This is a genomic window from Streptomyces soli, assembly GCF_003999195.1.
GTDB lineage: Bacteria > Actinomycetota > Actinomycetes > Streptomycetales > Streptomycetaceae > Actinacidiphila > Actinacidiphila soli.
Genome location: NZ_RJVR01000204.1, coordinates 1 through 18,689 on the forward strand (window position 1 = coordinate 1; position 18,689 = coordinate 18,689).

The window sequence follows — 18,689 nt, forward strand, 5'->3', positions numbered from 1 at the left end:
CCCCGCCAGCCACGCCCCGGCCGCCGCCCCCACCCCGCCGCCCGGCACGCCGCCCACCGGCCCGCGTCCCGCGTCCACCACCCCGGCAGCGCCCCCTCGCCATTACTCACGCCTGGAGTATGCGGCCCTGCGTTGTGGTCGAGGGTTCCGTCCGTGTTAACGCGGGCATGGCGGGGCGGGTTTACTGCCCCGCCCCACCCCGCCCCTTCCCGAAACCGAGGGGCTCTCCCCCAGACTTCGTCTGGGTGGGGGGACCCCCACCCAGACGAAGTCTGGGGGAGAGTCCGGCGCAGCAACTCGAAGCCCGCGAGACCCCCCAGGGGCCGAGCGGCGCGAGAGTGCGGAACTAGAGGGGCACCCGACCACGGACCCGCACCCGACGACGCACCCGCCCGGGGTCCAGGGGCAGCGCCCCTGGTTTCGGGAAGGGGCGGGGTGGGGGAGGGAAAGCCGACCCCACCGGCCCGCACTCGACCGACGACCGACAACCGGGGCCGGGGGTCGAGGCGGGCCGGGGCCGCCTAGGCGAGCAGCGCCGGGATCGTGCCCTCGTGGGCCTCGCGGAGCTCGGCCAGAGGGAGGGTGAACTGGCCCTGGACCTCGATGGAGTCGCCGTCGACGACGCCGATGCGGGTGGCCGGGAGGCCACGCGCACCGCACATGTCGGTGAAGCGGAGCTCTTCGCTCCTCGGGACCGCGACGACCGCACGCCCAGCCGACTCGCTGAAAAGGAAGACGAACGGGTCCAGCTCCTCCGGCACCACGAGCCGCGCGCCGAGGCCGCCGCGGAGGCAGGACTCGGTGACGGCCTGGATGAGGCCGCCGTCCGACAGGTCGTGGGCGGCGTCGACCATGCCGTCGCGGGAGGCCGAGATGAGGATCTCGGCGAGCAGCTTCTCCCGCTCCAGGTCGACGGCGGGCGGCAGCCCGCCCAAGTGGCCGTGCGCGACCTGCGACCACGCGGACCCGCCCAGCTCGACCTTCGTGTCGCCGAGCAGATACAGCAGGTGGCCCTCGTCGGCGAAGGCCATCGGCGTACGGCGGGTGACGTCGTCGATGACGCCGAGCACGGCGACCACCGGCGTCGGGTGGATCGCGATGTCACCGGTCTGGTTGTAGAGGGAGACGTTGCCGCCGGTCACCGGCGTGCCCAGCACCAGACAGCCGTCGGCCAGCCCGCGGCAGGCCTCCGCGAACTGCCACATCGCCGCGGGGTCCTCCGGCGAACCGAAGTTCAGGCAGTCGGAGACGGCCAGCGGCTTCGCACCGGTCGTCGCGACGTTCCGGTACGCCTCTGCCAGCGCGAGCTGCGCGCCGGTGTACGGATCGAGCTTGGCGTAACGCCCGTTGCCGTCGGTGGCGACGGCAACGCCCAGGTTCGTATCGGGGTCGATGCGGACGACGCCGGAGTCCTCGGGCTGCGCCAGCACCGTGTTGCCCTGGACGAAGCGGTCGTACTGGTCGGTGATCCACGCCTTGGAGGCCTGGTTCGGAGAGGAGACAAGGGCCAGGACAGAAGCCCGCAGTTCGTCGCGGCCCACCGGGCGCGGGAGGGCGTTCGCGTCGTCGGCCTGGAGGGCGTCCTGCCAGGCGGGACGCGCGTACGGGCGCTCGTAGACCGGGCCTTCGTGGGCGACGGTCCGGGGCGGGACGTCGACGATCTGCTCGCCGTGCCAGAAGATCTCGAGGCGCTCGCCGTCGGTCACCTCACCGATGACGGTGGCGATGACGTCCCACTTCTCGCAGATCTCCAGGAAACGCGCGACCTTCTCCGGCTCCACGATCGCGCACATGCGTTCCTGCGACTCGCTCATGAGGATCTCCTCGGGCGAGAGCGTCGCGTCACGCAGCGGCACGGTGTCCAGCTCGACCCGCATACCACCCGAACCGGCTGACGCCAGCTCGCTCGTGGCACACGACAGACCGGCGCCGCCGAGGTCCTGGATGCCCGCGACGAGGTCCTCGCGGAAGATCTCCAGGGTGCACTCGATGAGCAGCTTCTCCTGGAAGGGGTCGCCGACCTGGACGGCGGGCCGCTTGGTCGGACCGGTGTCGGAGAAGGTCTCGGACGCGAGCACCGACACACCGCCGATGCCGTCGCCGCCGGTACGAGCCCCGTAGAGGATGACCTTGTTGCCGGGGCCGGAGGCCTTCGCGAGGTGGATGTCCTCGTGCTTCATGACGCCGACGCAGAGCGCGTTGACCAGCGGGTTGCCCTGGTAGCAGGAGTCGAAGACGACCTCGCCGCCGATGTTGGGCAGGCCCAGGCAGTTGCCGTAACCGCCGACGCCCGCCACGACACCGGGGAGGACCCGCTTGGTGTCGGGGTGGTCGGCGGCGCCGAAGCGCAGTGGGTCCATGACGGCGACCGGGCGGGCGCCCATCGCGAGGATGTCGCGGACGATGCCGCCGACGCCGGTGGCTGCGCCCTGGTAGGGCTCGACGTACGAGGGGTGGTTGTGCGACTCGACCTTGAAGGTGACCGCGTAGCCCTGGCCGACGTCCACGACGCCGGCGTTCTCGCCGATGCCGACGAGCATGGCGTCGTTCTGGGGGGCCTTCTCGTCGAACTGCTTGAGGTGGATCTTGCTGCTCTTGTACGAGCAGTGCTCGGACCACATGACGGAGTACATCGCCAGTTCGGCCCCGGTCGGGCGGCGGTCGAGGATGGCGCGGATGCGCTCGTACTCGTCCTGCTTGAGGCCGAGTTCGGACCACGGCTGCTCGGTGTCGGGGGTCTCGGTGGCGTGCTTGACGGTGTCCAGGGTCATTCTGTGCTCGTTGGTTCGCTCGCTGCGCTCGCTCACGTGTTGACCAGCTTCCTCAGGATCGAGGTGAAGAAACCGAGGCCGTCGGTGCGACCGGTACCGATCAGCGGCTCGACGGCGTGTTCGGGGTGCGGCATGAGGCCGACGACATTGCCGGCCGCATTGGTGATTCCGGCGATGTCACGGAGGGAGCCATTGGGGTTCCAGTCCGCGTAGCGGAAGACGACCCGGCCCTCCGCCTCGAGTTCGTCGAGGGTGTGTTCATCGGCGACGTAACGGCCGTCGATGTTCTTGAGCGGGATGGAGATCTCCTGGCCCGCTTCGTAATCGGCCGTCCAGACGGTCGCCGCGTTCTCGACACGCAGCTTCTGGTCACGGCAGATGAAGTGCAGGTGATTGTTGCGCAGCATCGCACCGGGCAGCAGGTGCGACTCGGTCAGCACCTGGAAGCCGTTGCAGATACCGAGGACCGGAAGGCCGTCCTTGGCGCCCGCGATGACGGACTCCATGACGGGCGAGAAGCGCGAAATGGCGCCCGCCCGCAGATAGTCGCCGTAACTGAAACCGCCCGGCAGGACTACTGCGTCAACCTGCTGGAGGTCCTTGTCGCGATGCCAGAGCGACACCGGCTCGGCACCGGCGAGACGGACCGCGCGCTGGGTGTCGCGGTCGTCGAGAGTGCCGGGAAAAGTGACCACACCAATGCGTGCGGTCACGAGTCGACCCTCACGGTGAAATCTTCGATCACGGTGTTGGCGAGGAAGGTCTCTGCCATCTCGCGGATACGGCCGAGGGCGGCATCGTCGACCGGCCCCTCGACTTCGAGTTCAAAGCGCTTGCCCTGCCGTACATCGGCGATTCCCGCGAACCCCAGACGCGGCAGCGCACGCTGCACAGCCTGGCCCTGGGGGTCGAGGATCTCCGACTTGAGCATGACGTCGACTACGACGCGTGCCACGGTCACTCCCGGTGGTGGTGTTGCGTGAGACGTGGCTCAGCGTACCCCGTTCGAAAATCTACGCGAGTAGATATGGACCGAAATGGGAGCGGAAATCAGGTGGCCACGATTGCTCGCATGACACGCGGAGGAAATTTCCCGAGGCTTCCCGTCATAATGTTTCCCGATGTACAAATGAAAAGTATTGACCCAGACCGGTCGGATTCGATAGAACATCGCACGTCACCACAGGTGCGAGCCTGTTCCGCACGAAAGGACCGATATCCATGGCGCAGCGCGTAGTGGTCACCCTCTCCGACGACCTCGACGGCGGCGAAGCGGAGGAAACGATCACTTTCGGCATCGACGGGAAGTCCTACGAGATCGACCTCTCGTCGAGCAATGCGGACAAGCTGCGCGACGCGCTCTCGCCGTACGTTGAGGCGGGGCGCAAGCACGCCCGTTCCGGCAAGACCTACAAGCGCACCTCGGTCGCGCCCGATCCGGCGGCGGTTCGCGCCTGGGCCCGTTCGAACGGCTTCGACGTCCCGCCGCGCGGCCGCATCCCGAAGAAGGTCTACGAGGCGTTCACCGAGGCCAGTTGAGTCGATTGGACAGCCACCCCGGGTGATCCGCTAGAGTTTGGAGCGCGCCGAGGGCAGGATCGAAAGGTCAGGTCAGCGGAAGTCACGCGGGTGTAGCTCAGTAGTAGAGCGCCCCCCTTCCAGGGGGGAGGCGCAGTGTGCGATTCCTGTCACCCGCTCTGACTGTTCTGGCTGGTCCAAACGATCAGGTAGAGTAGTCGCCGTGCGGACGTGGCTCAGTTGGTAGAGCATCACCTTGCCAAGGTGAGGGTCGCGAGTTCGAATCTCGTCGTCCGCTCTTGAATGAAGGCCTTTGACCGGGTTCCGGTCAAAGGCCTTCATCGTATCCGCACCTGTGAGAATCCAGGTTTGTCGCACGTGCGGGGCTCGGTTACAGTAGGCATCGCAACACCGTAAGCGGACGTAGCTCAGTTGGTAGAGCGCAACCTTGCCAAGGTTGAGGTCGCGAGTTCGAGCCTCGTCGTCCGCTCTGTAACACGAGGGCCCCGCCGGATCACTGAACCTGATCCGGCGGGGCCCTCGGCGTTCGTTCACCAGGCGTTGCCCGTGAGGCGCTCGTACGCCTCGATGTACTTGGCCCTCGTCTGCTCGACCACCTCGGGCGGCAGCGGCGGCGGAGGCTGCTCGCTCTTCCGGTCCCAGCCGGACGCCGGCGACGTCAGCCAGTCCCGTACGAACTGCTTGTCGTACGAGGGCTGCGGGTGGCCCGGCTCCCACAGCTCCGCCGGCCAGAAGCGCGACGAGTCCGGCGTCAGCACCTCGTCCCCGATCGTCAGCCGTTCCTCGTCATCGAAGCCGAACTCGAACTTCGTGTCGGCCAGGATGATCCCCCGGTCCCGCGCGATATGCCGTGCCCGGCCGTATACGGCCAGCGTGGTCTGCCGCAGCTGCGCCGCCGTGTCCGCGCCGACCTGACGGGCGACCTCCTCGTACGACACGTTCTCGTCGTGCTCGCCCACCTCGGCCTTGGTCGCCGGCGTGAAGATCGGCGCCGGCAGCTCGGACCCGTCCACCAGACCCTCGGGCAGCGTGACCCCGCAGACCGTACGGTCCTGCTCGTACTCGGCGAGCCCGGAGCCGGTCAGATAACCCCGGGCGACACACTCCACCGGGATCATCCCCAGCGACTTGCAGACCATGGTTCGGCCCTCCCAGTCAGCGGGAGCGCCCTCGGGAACGTCCGTGGAGATGACGTGATGCGGCACGATGTCCGCCAGCTTGTCGAACCACCACAGCGACAACTGGGTGAGCACCTGCCCCTTGTCGGGGATCTCCGTTGGCAGCACCCAGTCGTACGCCGACATCCGGTCGCTCGCGACCATCACCAGCTCTCCGGCCTGGTTCTGGTAGAGGTCGCGCACCTTGCCGGTGTGCAGATGCAGCAGCCCAGGCACTTGAGCGGGCTCCGGCTTTTCGACGAATCCGGACATGGGTCCTCCCCGGTCGGCGGTTCAGCTCCTGATTCTCTCGTATGCGGCGCCTGTCGGCGCGCGGCGGGTCCGCTGGGACCCGCCGCGCGCGTCAGCCGTGCTTGCTGATGCGGTCGAGCAGGTTTGCGGTCGCGCGTTGGATGCGGGGATCGATATGGCCGGGGCGGTCGAGGGCGGGGGACCAGGCGAAGGTGCCGGAGGCGAAGACGAAGGCGCCGCTGGGGGCTTGGTAGAGGGAGGTTTCTTGGTGGCGGGGGCGGCCCTGGGCGTCTTCGTAGGGGGAGTGGGCGAGGAGGATGCGGTCCTGGGTGGGAGGCAATGGCGTACGGGGGAAGTAACGGTCCGCCTCGCCGGCGACGAGGCCGGGGATCTCTTCGCCCTCGGCGGCGCCGGTGGCCTCCCAGAGCCAGTGGCCGGCGTTGCGGACGACCAGGGGGGACGGCTCGGGGACACGGCCGGCGTACTGGAGGCCGAGGAGGAGCTGCTCGGGCTCGCCGAGGTCGCGCCAGAGGGCGGTGCGGCCGCGCGGGTCGGAGCGGCGCTTGCGGCAGCTGAGGAGGCGGTCGGGCTCGCCGGCGGCGGAGGGGCCGAGGTCGACCTGCCAGTACATGGTGTTGGCGGAGAGGAAGACCAGCGAGGTGCCCCGGTCGCGGGCGGCCTCGACGGCGCGGCGCATGGGCACGGACCAGTACTCGTCATGGCCGGGGAAGATCAGGCCCCGGTAGCGGGTGGGGTCGACGCGGCCGGCGTGCAGATCGCGGGCGTCGGCGTAGGCGAGGTCGTAGCCGTAGCGCTCGGCCCAGCGGATGAAGTCGTAGGCGTGGCCTACGTGGAGGGGCAGGCCGGCGCCGGCGTAGGGGCGGTCGAAGGAGACGGTGACGGCGGCGTCCTCCTCGCCGAGGAGGACGCCGTGGTCGTCCCAGGCGTGGTAGAGGCTGGCGCCGGTGCGGCCGTCCTCGGGGTAGAGGTTGTAGGCCTGCCAGGTGACGTCGGGGAGCAGCAGGAGCAGATCCGCCGGCCGGTCGTCGCGGACGGTGAAGGGGACGTGGCTGCGGTAGCCGTCGTCCGTGGTGAGCACGGCGACGTACGCGCCGGTCCTCCAGTACGAGGGGACCTGGAGCCGCCAGGACTGCCACCAGTGATGGCACGAGACCGTACGCCCGGCGGCGAGCGGCGCGGGCTGGACGATGCCGGAGAGGCGGGGGCTGGTGGTCACCTGGGCGGCGCCGTCGCCGCCGTAATGACCGATTCGGTAGATGTCGATGCCGAACTGCTGCGGCGGGTCGACGGTGACGCGGAAGTCGATGGCCTCGCCGGGGGCGACCGCGCCGGCGGAGGCGAAGCCCTTGATCTGGCGGCGTACGTCGTCAGAGGAGCGGGGGCCGGGGCTTTTGCGGGGACGGGGGACGGTCTCGCCGCTGCTGGCGGCGAGGTCGACGTACCAGGGGACGACCTGACCGGTGTCGTCGTCCAGGTACTCGGTCGTGCCGCGCAGCCAGGGCACTGGGCCCTGGCCGAAGGGGTCGGTGACCCCGTGAGCCAGCGCACCCGACTGCCATCGGCGGACTTTCTCCGTCCCCACGGCGCTCCCCTCCTCGTCCCGCGTCCCCCGAGGTGGTGGTGTTGCGTTCCGGACCCAGCACATCACATAAAGCACTCACGCCGTTACTGTTCGTGGCGAATTGAAGCCAAAATCGGTCAACCCGGCGGGCCCAGCCGTCAGACGAGGCGGACCGGCTTCTCCAGGCGGACGCCGACCGCGGCGAGCCAGGAGCGCAGCGGGGCCGTGTCGCCGTTCTCCACGAGGCGCAGCACCGGCCAGGCCAGGTCGGCCCGGCGGGCGCCGTTGACCAGCAGCGTCGGGCCGTCGAGCCAGTCGAGGCCGGGGGCGGCGCCGGCGCTGTCGACGGCGGCGCAGCAGACCATGGCGGTGACGTGGTCGGTGAGCAGCTCCCGGCCCGTGCGGGGCGGAAGGAGCTCGTACACCGGTGGCGCCGCGGCGGTGTCAGGGTCGCCGGATATGCGGCGGGCCGCGGCCTCCTCGCGGGCGACGTGCCCGGTGATGCGGACGGCCAGCTCCTCACTGCCCCCGGCGGCGAGGCGGTCGAGGACCCGGGCGAGCGTGGCTCGGCCTGGGGGTTCCTCCAGCGAAGCCAGGGGGCGTTCGTCGGCCGCCTCGGGCGCGGGCGGCCTGGCGGCGCGCAGCACCTGTCCGCCCATCAGCAGCCGCTCCGGAGCCGGGGCGGCGTCCACGGCCGCTTCCGGGGCCGAGGCGCGGACGACCGGGCCGCGCACCTCGTCCAGTACGGAGACGAGCCGAGCGGCGTCGCCACGCCAGATGCGGTCCACGACCTCCTCCGGATACGCGTCCCAGCCGACCGGCGACCAGTCGGGCCCCGGCTTGTGGGCGCCGGCGTGGAAGATCCGGGCGGCGAGCAGCGAGGCGGCCTCGTCCACGGTGCCGGGCTCTTCGAGCAGATCGCAGGCCGGGCGTTCGCCGAGCCGGGACTCGAAGCCCTCCGCGAGCCGGTCGCGTCGGGACAGCTCGGTGAGCGCGGCCACCACCCCGGCGTCCAGCCGGGACGGCCAGCGGCCCATCCGCCAGGCGGGCAGCGCGACCCTGGTCAGCAGCCGGTCCCAGCCCGCGTAGGCCAGGCCAACCTGCTCCTGGGCGACGATCCGCAGTCCGTAGTCGACCGCCTGTGCCCGCTCGGAGGCCGAGGCGGCCACCGCCCGCTCCATCTCGGCGGCGTGCGCCCGGCAGCCGCGCAGCAGCAGCCGGGCCACCCAGCCCAGGAAGGCGAAGGCGGGGAAGGCCAGGCGGCGCGTGCCCCACCGGCCGGAGGACTGGGCGCTGATCGCCACGGCCGCATCCAGGCCTCGCAGGAAGCGGCGGGCCGCGGCTATGTCCGGATCAGCGGAGGGTCCCGTGCCGGCCACGACCGGCGCGAGCAGGGCGCGCAGCTCGGCGACCCGCATCCACCACATGAAGGGCGACCCGATGACCAGGACGGGCGCGGTCGGCTCGCCGCCGGCCGTCCGGCGGCGCCTGAGGCGGTGCGTACGGTCCTCCAGCCAGCTGTCGCAGTCGGGCGTCAGCTCTATGCCGGACGGCGCCGGAACCTGGAGACGTACGGCCAGGTCCCGCACCATGCGATAGAGGTCCGGCGCGGCCGATTCGGCGACCGGGACGGTGGGGCTGACGGCGGGCCTGGCCCGTACGATCACGGCCGCGACGGCGCCGGCCAGCAGCAGCACGACAAGGGCGCCGCCAACCACTGACCAGCGGACCGTGTGCGAGGTGTCGCCTACGATGCGGCCGGTCGCGCCGCCCACCAGCAGCACCACCGCGACGGCGGCGGGCAGCAGGGCGACCGCCAGCGCGGTGCCACGGATCCGCAGCACCGACATCGCTCGGGCCCGCGCGAAACCCTCACCTGCTTCTCCGGCCAATGCGCTGCTCACCCCCAAGCCGACGCGCTGCATGCCTGTGCATGTCCCCACTGTCGCACCGCCCACTGACACCGCAATGTCCGTACGGCCAGTTGCCGCAGTGGGTCTGTGCGCCTGCCGGGAACCCTAGTTGGGCAACCGGTCATAGTCAGCCATATGGCCGAGCCATCACCCTATGGAGTGGCTTTGGTCAAAGCCGATCAGGTGCGCGGCCGGGGGTTCGCCAGGGGAATCGATCAGGCTTCCGGGGCTGCTTCTGCGGCCGTATCCGGAGCTGCCTGCTCAGCTTCCGCAGCCGCTTTCGCCGCGATGTCCGTCCGGTGGTGCGAGCCGTCCAGCGTGATCCGCTCCACTGCGCGGTACGCCCGCTCGCGCGCCCTGCCCAGGTCCGCGCCGGTCGCGGTCACCGACAGGACCCGGCCGCCCGCGCTGACGATCCTGCCCTCGCCGTCGAGCTTGGTGCCCGCGTGCAGGACGTAGGCCTGTTCGTCCTTCTCCGCGACCTCGTCAAGGCCCCGGATCGGGTCGCCGGTGCGGGGGGTGTCCGGGTAGTTGTGCGAGGCGATCACGACGGTCACCGCCGAGCCCTCGCTCCAGCACAGGGCGGGGAACGCAGCGAGGCTGCCGTTCGCGGCGGCCCACAGCAGGCGCGCCAGCGGGGTCTTCAGCCGGGCCAGCACCACCTGGGTCTCCGGGTCGCCGAAGCGCGCGTTGAACTCGATCACGCGGACGCCGCGCGAGGTGATCGCCAGGCCCGCGTAGAGCAGCCCGGAGAACGGCGTCCCGCGCCGGCGCAGTTCGTCCACGGTCGGCTGCAGGACGGTCCGCTCGACCTCGTCCACCAGCTTCGGGTCCGCCCACGGGAGGGGGCTGTACGCGCCCATGCCGCCGGTGTTCGGGCCCTGGTCGGCGTCCAGCGCGCGCTTGAAGTCCTGGGCCGGCTGGAGCGGGACCACGGTCTCGCCGTCGGTCACCGCGAAGAGCGAGACCTCGGGGCCGTCCAGGAACTCCTCGATCACCACGCGCTCGCATGCGTTCGCATGCGCGCGGGCCGCCTCGAGGTCGTCCGTCACGACGACGCCCTTGCCGGCGGCGAGCCCGTCGTCCTTGACCACGTACGGCGCGCCGAAGGCGTCCAGTGCCGCATCCACCTCGGCGGGGGTCGTGCATACGTAGCTGCGGGCCGTGGGCACGCCCGCGGCCGCCATCACGTCCTTCGCGAACGCCTTCGACCCCTCCAGCTGCGCCGCCTCACGCGACGGGCCGAAGCAGTCGATGCCCCGCACCCGCACCGCGTCCGCCACGCCCACCACAAGGGGGGCCTCCGGGCCGACGATGACCAGCTCGGCCTCCAGCCGGACGGCCAGATCGGCCACCGCTTCGCCGTCCAGCGCGTCGACGGGGTGCAGCTCCGCCACCTCGGCGATCCCGGCGTTGCCGGGCGCGCAGTACAGCGAGCTCACGTCGGGATCGAGGGACAACGCACGGCACAGGGCATGTTCGCGGGCTCCGCCGCCGATGACAAGGACCTTCACGCGCCCAGACTAACGGCCCCCGGCCCGGTCCCGGCCCCCTGGGGGCTCCGCCCCCCCTGGCCCCCGGGTTGTGGGTGGGCCGTCCTCCCCCACCCAGCGTCTACTAGCTGGGGGAGGGCCGGCCCAACCAGGCCACGGAGCCGCACCCGGCGTTGATGGGTCAGGCTCAGTGGGGGCCCAGCGGGCGCAGCGCCCGCGCTGGACTCCGTCCAGCGGGACGGTGGCCAAAACGTGTCAGGAACCGGAGTCACTCGTTCGGGTGGGGTACATCGGGGCGTATACCTGATCACGGGCCACGTACGGGGGGAAATTCGGTGATCGAGCCTGCATGGTCAGCCGTTCGGCGGTAAGAAGGGGGCCGATCCGTCGGGAGGTCCGCCGGGATGCGAGGGAGCGCGCAGTGAGCCAGCCGGACATGTATCCCGAGGAAGCCCCGAGGGAACCGGAGCGGCAACCGGCCACGCAGCGGCGGGAGGATCTGCGGGCGATGCCGTTCCCGCTGGGGGACTGGGGCGATCCGGCGGAGCGGCTGGAGGAGCTGTACCGGTGGGCGGAGGAGGGCGCGCTGCGCACCGCCGACTGGTATCTCAGGGACCGCGTGTGGAAGCGCCGCTGGGCCCGTGCGCTGCGGCTCGGGGCGGCGCTGGGCACCGCCGCCGGCGCGGTGATGGCGCTGACCGGACCGCTCCGGGGCGCGGTGGTCGCGCTGCTGGGCGCGGCGATCTGCGTGGGCCTGGACCGCGTGTTCGGGCTGACGGCCGGGTGGATGCGGGACGTGGCCACCGCGCAGGCGGTGCAGCGGCGCCTGGACGCGCTGCGCTTCGACTGGGCCTCGGAGTCCGTACGGGAGGTGCTGGGCCCCACCGAGGGGACCGCCGCCGAGGCGGCGGAGCGCTGCCTCGGCGTGCTGCGGCGCTTCAGCGACGACGTGTCGGAGCTCGTACGTACGGAGACCGCCGACTGGATGGTGGACTTCCACGCCGGGAGCCCCCAGCTGCGTACGCAGTCCCTGGCGGGCGGCTGGGGACACCGCGCGGAGGGCGGGGCGCCCGTCGGGCGGTTTCCGCTGCTGCCCGGCGGGCGGCCGAACATGCCCCGCCAGCGCCCGCCGGAGGGACCTCGCGCGAGCTGAGGCCGGGTCAGGCCCTAACTGAAGACGATCATCGAGCCCTGCCCCAGCGACCGCGTCGCCGCGGCGTGCAGGCCCAGCCAGACGTGGCGTTCGCGGGCGAAGGGGCTCTCGTCGACGAAGCCGTACGGCGGGGGCGCGGGCTCCTCCAGCTCCGTGGGGCGGGCCGGGGGCGCGGGCGCGGCAGGGGGGTTGAGCGGGTCGATGCCGATGACCGGGGCGACGAGGTCGAGTTCGCGCATCAGGCCGTGCGAGGACCCCAGCGGGCCGCCCCCGTCGAGGAGTTCGTCGCTGACGACGGGCTGCGGGAAGTCGAGCGGTACGTACCCGCCGGCGTGGTCGTAGTGCCAGACGAGGTGCGACTGCTGGGCCGTGGCCTCGAACATCTCCAGCAGCTGCTCGTAGTCACCGCCGAGTTCGTCGACCGGAGTGACCTCGAGTCCCTGTAGGTGCAGCAGATACGCGCGCCGCAGGAAGTGCAACGCGTCGTAGTCGAAGCCGGCGACGGGGGCCACGTCCCCCGAAAGCCCCGGCATGTAGCTGTATACGGGCACGGGCGGCAGCCCGGCCTCGCTCAAGGCCTTGTCGTAGCGGGCGATTTCCTCGGCGAATGGGTTTTCCGGGCTGTGGCAGAGCACATCCACGAGGGGAACCAGCCACAAGTCACAGGCCACAGGCGTCGCTCCAAGGTCCGTCCGTCATCCAGCCAGTGCGGGACAGCGTAGTGCGCCGGGCGCCGTCCGTCAGGAGCGGGCGAGCTTGTCCACGAGTGCGAGCGCGTGGTCGTCGTATGCCTCGACGATGCGGCGGGCGGCGACCGCGTCACGGTCGGCGACCGCGGCGGCGAGCTCGCTGTGGTCGGACCAGCACACTCCGGCAAGCGACCGTTCCCTGCGCAGTAAGGGCACGGTGTATATCCAGGTGTGAGTGCGCAGGCGGTCCAGGAACTCGCCGACGTGCGCATTGCCGGCCAGCGCCATGATCTCCCGCCAGAAGCGCAGGTCATGGCCTATGAGGATGTCCAGCTCCCCGGCACGCGCGGCTCGGGCGGCCGACTCGGCGCGACGGCGTACGGAGGCGATCGCGGCGGGATCCATGTCGATGGGGCCCCGCTCGGTCACCCGGCGGAAGATGCCTTCGGCGACGAAGATGCGGGCCGCGACCATCGACCGGAACTCGTCGTAGGTGAAGCGGCGGACCTGGAAGCCGCGGTGCTGCTCCAGGTCGAGCAGGCCCTGCGCGGCGAGGTCGACCAACGCCTCGCGGACGGGCGTGGCGGAGACCCCGTACAGCTCCGCGATCTCCTTGACCGTGAAGTGGCGGCCCGCCTGGAGCCTGCCGGTGAGCACCTCGTCGCGCAGCGCGTCGGCGATCTGCTGCCGCAGACTGCTTCGTCTGACCGGCGTGGCGTCCGGCATGCCCGCTCCTCCTGGCCCTGTACTCGTGCGTAACGCGGGGGTGGCCCTCGCCCACCTTAGGCGAGGGCCACGGCAATGCGTTACGCGCGGTAAAGCTCAGGCGGAGCGGAGTCGGGCGGTCACACTGTGTGCGCGTCGGCCACCGAGAGCGCCTCGTCCAGCGCCGCGAGGCCTTCCTTGGCCTCGGCGTCGGTGACGGTGCAGGGCGGGACGACGTGCGTACGGTTCATGTTCACGAAGGGCCACAGGCCGCCGCGCTTGCAGGCCGCCGCGAACTCGGCGATGGGGGCGTTGTCCGCGCCCGCCGCGTTGTAGGGCACCAGGGGCTCGCGGGTCTCCTTGTTCTTGACCAGGTCCAGCGCCCAGAAGACGCCGAGCCCGCGCACCTCGCCGACCGACGGGTGTCGCTCGGCGATCTCGCGCAGCGCCGGGCCGATGACCTGCTCACCGATGTGGGCGGCATTCTCGACGATGCCTTCCTCGCGCATCGTCTTGATCGTCGCGACGGCGGAGGCGCAGGCCAGCGGGTGCCCGGAGTAGGTGAGGCCGCCGGGGTAGGGGCGGGTGGCGAAGGTCGCGGCGATCTCCTCGCTGATGGCGACGCCGCCCAGCGGTACGTAACCGGAGTTGACGCCCTTCGCGAAGGTCATCAGGTCCGGGGTGACGCCCCAGTGGTCGGCGGCGAACCACCTGCCGGTGCGGCCGAAGCCGGCCATGACCTCGTCGAGGATGAAAACGATGCCGTAGCGGTCGCAGATCTCGCGGACGCCCGCGAGGTAGCCGGCCGGCGGGATCATGATCCCGGCGGTGCCCGGGACTGTCTCCAGGATGATCGCGGCTATGGTCTGCGGGCCCTCGAAGGCGATCAACTGCTCGAGGTGGGCCAGCGCGCGGTCGCGCTCCTGCTCCTCGGTCTCGGCGTGGAAGGCCGAACGGTAGAGGTACGGGCCCCAGAAGTGCACGACGCCGGCCGAGCCGCTGTCGGAGGCCCAGCGGCGCGGGTCGCCGGTGAGGTTGATCGCGGCGGAGGTGGCGCCGTGGTACGAGCGGTAGGTGCTCAGCACCTTGTGGCGGCCGGTGTGCAGGCGCGCCATGCGGACGGCGTTCTCGACCGCCTCTGCGCCGCCGTTGGTGAAGAAGATCTTGTTGAGGTCGCCGGGGGTGTGCTCGGCGATCAGCCGCGCCGCCTCGGACCGTATGTCCACGGCGAAGCCGGGCGCGATGGTGCAGAGCTTGGCCGCCTGCTCCTGGATCGCGGCGACGACCTTGGGGTGCTGGTGCCCGATGTTGGTGTTCACGAGCTGGGACGAGAAGTCCAGATAGCGGTTGCCGTCGTAGTCCCAGAAGTACGAGCCTTCCGCGCCGGCCACCGCCAGCGGGTCGATGACCGCCTGCGCGGACCAGGAGTGGAAGACATGGGCGCGGTCGGCGGCCTTGACGGCGGCGCCGGTCTCGGGGTCAGCGTGAGGAGGGGTCATGAGTCCCAGGCTAAGGAATCGGCCACAGTGGCGGCACCGTCACCTTGTATGGCGCTCGCCGCTTGCACCGACACTGTGTCGGTGTAAGCGGCGAGCACCATGGCGTGCGGTCCCTACCGCTGGGAGTCCGTGACCGCAGGGCCTACAAGAAGGAGTTGATCTCGATGGTCTCGGTGCGGCCGGGGCCGACCCCGATCGCCGAGATCGGCGCGCCGGACATCTCCTCCAGCGCCTTCACGTACGCCTGGGCGTTCTTCGGCAGGTCGGCGAAGGTCTGTGCCTTGCTGATGTCCTCCGACCAGCCCGGCAGGTACTCGTAGACCGGCTTGGCGTGGTGGAAGTCGGTCTGGCTGTACGGCAGTTCCTCGACCCGCTCGCCGTCGATCTCGTACGCGACGCAGACCGGGATCTGCTCCCAGCCGGTGAGAACGTCGAGCTTGGTGAGGAAGAAGTCGGTGAGGCCGTTGACCCGGGTCGCGTAACGCGCGATGACCGCGTCGAACCAGCCGCAGCGCCGGTCACGGCCGGTGGTGACACCGCGCTCGCCGCCGATGCGCCGCAGGGCCTCGCCGTCCTCGTCGAGGAGCTCGGTCGGGAACGGGCCCGCGCCGACGCGGGTGGTGTAGGCCTTGAGGATGCCGATGACCCGGGTGATCTTCGTCGGGCCGATGCCGGAGCCGGTGCAGGCACCGCCGGCAGTCGGGTTGGAGGAGGTGACGAAGGGATACGTGCCGTGGTCGACGTCCAGCAGGGTGCCCTGGCCGCCCTCCAGGAGGACGACCTTGTCCTGCTCCAAGGCCTGGTTGAGCAGCAGGGTGGTGTCGGCGACGTAGTCCTTGATCTGCTCCGCGTAGCCGAGGTACTCCTCGACGACCTGGTCGGCGCTGATCGCGCGCCGGTTGAAGAGCTTGACCAGCACCTGGTTCTTGTCGGCCAGTGCAGCGTCCACCTTCTGACGCAGGATCGACTCGTCGAAGAGGTCCTGGACCCGGATGCCGACACGGTTGATCTTGTCGGCGTAGGCGGGGCCGATGCCGCGCCCGGTCGTGCCGATCTTGCGCTTGCCGAGGAAGCGCTCCGTCACCTTGTCGATGGTCTGGTGATACGGAGTGATCAGGTGGGCGTTGCCGCTGATCAGGAGCTTGGACGTGTCGATGCCACGCTCGTTGAGTCCGCTCAGCTCGGAGAGCAGGACCGCCGGGTCGATGACGACACCGTTTCCGATGACCGGGATGCACCCCGGCGACAGGATTCCGGAGGGGAGGAGATGCAGCGCGTACTTCTGGTCGCCGACGACGACGGTGTGGCCGGCGTTGTTGCCGCCCTGGTAGCGCACCACATAGTCCACTGAGCCACCGAGCAGGTCGGTGGCCTTCCCCTTGCCCTCGTCACCCCACTGAGCACCGAGCAGCACAAGTGCGGGCACAGGCGTACACCCCTTCCGGGCGGGGCATGTCCAACGTGCAGAGAGCCGTCGAACCGGTGCCCCGGAATAGACGAAGCCCCTGGCGCAAGACAGCGCAAGGGGCTCTTGCACCGAGATATTACCTGAGGAAGGACCAAGGTGTCGGCTCAGCGACCGGGACATCCTCCCCCAGCCTTCGGCCGGGGGGACCCCCTGCTCGTGGTCATCGACCCGGCCGCCCGTGCCATGGACGGCGAATCAGTACGCATCGCAAAGGATGTCCTGTGCGCCGGTTCATCCTCCGTAAAGATCGCTCTGCCCGATTCGGCCGAGGAGGTTGACCGGGCGCTGGCCCACCGGGGAAGGCGGCGGCCGGTCGTGGTCGGTGACGACGGGGCCCTACTGCGGGCACTGCGCGCACTGCACCGCGAGCGCACCCTCGGCCAGGGCCCGGTGGCCTTGGTGCCGGTCGGGCACCGGTCTGCGCTGGCGCTGGCTCGCGCCCTGGGCGTGCCCGTCGGGGCGGTGCCTGCAGCGCGGGCGGTGCTCGACGGGGCCGAGCGGGAGCTGGATCTGCTGGTCGACGACAGCGGCGGCATCGTGGTCGGCGCACTGCGGATCCCCTGCGGCGGTTTCGCGGTCTCCCCGACGGCAGTGGGCTGGACGCCTGTGGAGCGGGCGGCGCGGGCGGCACGTTCGCTGATGCGGTCGCTGGTGGCGAACGGGCAGCCGCAGCGGCTGAGGGTCGAGGCGGACGGCGTCGTCCTGGCCGACCTCGACCACCCGCTCCAGGAGATCTCCGTACGCACCGCCAAGTCCGGGCTCGCCGAGGTGCTGGTCCGCGGTTCCAACGGCGGACCGGTCTCGGTGCAGGCCCGCACGGTCACCGTCTCGGGGCGCGACTTCCGCTACCGGGCGGACGCCTCGGTGACCGGGCCGGTGCGTACGCGTACGTGGACCCTGCAGCCGGCGGCCTGGCGGCTGACGGTGCCGCGCTGAGGCTCGGAAGGGCTCAGAGACCTGCCCAAGGTGCCGTCGGCCGACGTCACGCCCGCGCCGCTGCTGCTCCTCACCGGGCTGGCCTGCGCCGTGGGTGGCGCAGGGCTCGCCGCCCTGCGCCGCCGGGACCTCATAGCGTGACGGGGAGGGACTTCAGACCGCGGATGACATAGCCGGGGCTCCACTCCGGCTCGGAGACCAGTTGGAGGCCGGGCGCCCGGCGCAGCAAACTGCCGTAGGACGCGGCGAGTTCGATCCGGGCCAGCGGGGCGCCCAGGCAGAAGTGGATGCCGGCGCCGAAGGTGACATGCGGGTTCTCCGGACGGGCAAGCCGCAGCTCGTCGGGCCGCTCGAAGCGCGCCGGGTCGCGGTTCGCCGAGCCGAAGAGCAGCGCCACCTCGCTCCCCCGGGGGATGACCGTGCCGCCGACCTCGATGTCGTCCAGCACCCACCGCTCGAACATCTGCAGCGGCGTGTCGTACCGCATCAGCTCCTCCACGGCGCTCGGCAGCAACGCGTCGGGCGCGGCCCGGAGCGCTTCGAGCTGACCGGGGTTGCGGAACAGCGCCCACCAGCCGTTCCCGGTGGTGTTGACGGTGGCCTCGTGACCGGCGTTCAGCAGCAGCACGCAGGTCGAGATCATCTCCTGCTCGTTCAGCCGGTCACCCTGGTCGTGGGCGGCGATCAGCGCGCTGATCAGGTCCTCCCCCGGCTTGGTGCGTCGCTCCGCGATGAGGCCCCGCAGATACGCCGAGAAGTCCAGGCTCGCCTGCACGGCCCTGCGGGCGGTGTCCTCCGTCGGGTTGAGCTCGAACATGCCCACGATGTCCGCCGACCACGGCCGCAGCAGGTGCCGGTCCGCCTGCGGTATCCCCAGCATCTCCGCGATCACCGCCACCGGCAGCGGCTCCGCCACCTTCGCGATCAGGTCGCCCCCGCCGTCCGCGATCAGCTCCCCGACCAACTCGTCCGCCAGCCGCTGCACGGTCGGCGCGAGGCGCTCCACGGTGCGCGGCGTGAACGCCTTCGAGACCAGCCGCCGGATCCGCGTGTGGTCCGGCGCCTCGAGGTCCAGCAGCCCGTTTCCGTTGAGCGTGGTGAACGGCTCGTGCTCGGGCGGCGGTGCCGTCCGTCCGAACTCCTCGTGCGTGAACCGGTGCAGATAGGTCCGCCCCAGGCGGCGGTCCCGCAGCAACGCGCTCACATCGTCGTAATGCGGAATGAGCCACTGCCGGCTCGGCTCGAACCAATGCGCTCGCCCCGCCGCGCGCAGCGCGGCATACGCCGGATACGGATTGGCCACGAACTCCGGCGACCACGGGTCGAAAGCGCGTGCAGTTGTGCTCATGCTCCCGGAGGGTATCCGGCGTACCCCTGAGCTGCGCGACTACGCCCCCTCTACTCCCCCTCCAGGCGATTGTCCCGCCCCCGCAACGGGCATCACCGCCTACACAGCACGCACCAACGCATGCGTCGGCCCACCGCCCATCGCGGGGAGAACCCCTACCGGCGGCGACCGGAGCCCCCTCTCC

At 70.8% G+C, this 18,689-nt stretch carries 15 protein-coding genes and 3 tRNA genes; 6 read left to right on the forward strand and 12 right to left on the reverse strand.

The window, feature by feature from the left end:
• Nucleotides 1–521 precede the first annotated feature (521 nt).
• The 3 genes from purL to purS are packed head-to-tail and all read right to left on the reverse strand — an operon-like array spanning nt 522 to nt 3,726.
• Nucleotides 522–2,771, reverse strand: coding sequence for a phosphoribosylformylglycinamidine synthase subunit PurL (gene purL, locus EFK10_RS19370; RefSeq protein ID WP_127356982.1), 2,250 nt, complete (start codon nt 2,769–2,771; stop codon nt 522–524).
• 32 nt (nt 2,772–2,803) lie between these two features.
• Nucleotides 2,804–3,484 (reverse strand): phosphoribosylformylglycinamidine synthase subunit PurQ, encoded by a 681-nt coding sequence (purQ, locus tag EFK10_RS19375; RefSeq protein WP_127356944.1) that lies wholly within the window; start codon nt 3,482–3,484, stop codon nt 2,804–2,806.
• Complete coding sequence (purS, locus tag EFK10_RS19380) at nt 3,481–3,726, reverse strand: phosphoribosylformylglycinamidine synthase subunit PurS (protein WP_127356945.1); 246 nt, start codon at nt 3,724–3,726, stop codon at nt 3,481–3,483. The genes purQ and purS overlap by 4 nt, the downstream gene beginning before the upstream one ends.
• Nucleotides 3,727–3,992: 266 nt before the next feature.
• On the opposite strand from purS, the gene EFK10_RS19385 reads away from it, so the two are divergent.
• The 4 genes from EFK10_RS19385 to EFK10_RS19400 all read left to right on the forward strand — a co-directional run bounded on the left by EFK10_RS19385 (nt 3,993) and on the right by EFK10_RS19400 (nt 4,779).
• The gene (locus EFK10_RS19385) at nt 3,993–4,310 is read left to right on the forward strand and encodes a histone-like nucleoid-structuring protein Lsr2 (protein WP_127356946.1); all 318 of its coding nucleotides are present in this window, start codon (nt 3,993–3,995) and stop codon (nt 4,308–4,310) included.
• A gap of 86 nt (nt 4,311–4,396) precedes the next feature.
• Nucleotides 4,397–4,468: transfer RNA gene (locus EFK10_RS19390), tRNA-Gly, on the forward strand.
• A gap of 46 nt (nt 4,469–4,514) precedes the next feature.
• A tRNA-Gly gene (locus EFK10_RS19395) sits at nt 4,515–4,587 on the forward strand.
• Nucleotides 4,588–4,706: 119 nt separating this feature from the next.
• A tRNA-Gly gene (locus EFK10_RS19400) sits at nt 4,707–4,779 on the forward strand.
• 61 nt (nt 4,780–4,840) lie between these two features.
• Here the strand turns inward: EFK10_RS19400 and EFK10_RS19405 are convergent.
• From EFK10_RS19405 to purD, 4 genes are all read right to left on the reverse strand, one after another.
• Nucleotides 4,841–5,740: a phosphoribosylaminoimidazolesuccinocarboxamide synthase gene (locus EFK10_RS19405; protein WP_127356947.1), complete on the reverse strand. Its 900-nt coding sequence runs from the start codon at nt 5,738–5,740 to the stop codon at nt 4,841–4,843.
• 91 nt (nt 5,741–5,831) lie between these two features.
• Nucleotides 5,832–7,322, reverse strand: coding sequence for a N,N-dimethylformamidase beta subunit family domain-containing protein (locus EFK10_RS19410; RefSeq protein ID WP_127356948.1), 1,491 nt, complete (start codon nt 7,320–7,322; stop codon nt 5,832–5,834).
• A gap of 137 nt (nt 7,323–7,459) precedes the next feature.
• On the reverse strand, nt 7,460–9,226 hold the full coding sequence (locus EFK10_RS19415) for a hypothetical protein (protein WP_127356949.1): 1,767 nt from the start codon (nt 9,224–9,226) through the stop codon (nt 7,460–7,462).
• Nucleotides 9,227–9,429: 203 nt separating this feature from the next.
• Nucleotides 9,430–10,728, reverse strand: a complete 1,299-nt coding sequence (gene purD / locus EFK10_RS19420) for a phosphoribosylamine--glycine ligase (RefSeq protein ID WP_127356950.1) — start codon at nt 10,726–10,728, stop codon at nt 9,430–9,432.
• A gap of 400 nt (nt 10,729–11,128) precedes the next feature.
• Between purD and EFK10_RS19425 the strand changes: the two genes are divergently transcribed.
• Nucleotides 11,129–11,860, forward strand: coding sequence for an SLATT domain-containing protein (locus EFK10_RS19425; RefSeq protein ID WP_240677321.1), 732 nt, complete (start codon nt 11,129–11,131; stop codon nt 11,858–11,860).
• Nucleotides 11,861–11,874: 14 nt separating this feature from the next.
• Here the strand turns inward: EFK10_RS19425 and EFK10_RS19430 are convergent, their stop codons facing one another.
• The 4 genes from EFK10_RS19430 to EFK10_RS19445 all read right to left on the reverse strand — a co-directional run bounded on the left by EFK10_RS19430 (nt 11,875) and on the right by EFK10_RS19445 (nt 16,179).
• Complete coding sequence (locus EFK10_RS19430) at nt 11,875–12,531, reverse strand: hypothetical protein (RefSeq protein ID WP_127356951.1); 657 nt, start codon at nt 12,529–12,531, stop codon at nt 11,875–11,877.
• 69 nt (nt 12,532–12,600) lie between these two features.
• The gene (locus EFK10_RS19435; protein ID WP_127356952.1) at nt 12,601–13,275 is read right to left on the reverse strand and encodes a GntR family transcriptional regulator; all 675 of its coding nucleotides are present in this window, start codon (nt 13,273–13,275) and stop codon (nt 12,601–12,603) included.
• 119 nt (nt 13,276–13,394) lie between these two features.
• Nucleotides 13,395–14,753 (reverse strand): aspartate aminotransferase family protein, encoded by a 1,359-nt coding sequence (locus EFK10_RS19440; RefSeq protein WP_127356953.1) that lies wholly within the window; start codon nt 14,751–14,753, stop codon nt 13,395–13,397.
• Nucleotides 14,754–14,895: 142 nt separating this feature from the next.
• Nucleotides 14,896–16,179: an adenylosuccinate synthase gene (locus EFK10_RS19445; protein WP_127356954.1), complete on the reverse strand. Its 1,284-nt coding sequence runs from the start codon at nt 16,177–16,179 to the stop codon at nt 14,896–14,898.
• 138 nt (nt 16,180–16,317) lie between these two features.
• On the opposite strand from EFK10_RS19445, the gene EFK10_RS19450 reads away from it, so the two are divergent.
• Nucleotides 16,318–17,157 carry a diacylglycerol kinase family protein gene (locus EFK10_RS19450; RefSeq protein ID WP_407647101.1) on the forward strand — a complete coding sequence of 280 codons (840 nt, stop codon included), beginning with the start codon at nt 16,318–16,320 and terminating at the stop codon, nt 17,155–17,157.
• A gap of 130 nt (nt 17,158–17,287) precedes the next feature.
• Here the strand turns inward: EFK10_RS19450 and EFK10_RS19460 are convergent, their stop codons facing one another.
• Nucleotides 17,288–18,505, reverse strand: coding sequence for a cytochrome P450 (locus tag EFK10_RS19460; RefSeq protein WP_127356955.1), 1,218 nt, complete (start codon nt 18,503–18,505; stop codon nt 17,288–17,290).
• Between the last annotated feature and the right edge of the window lie 184 nt (nt 18,506–18,689).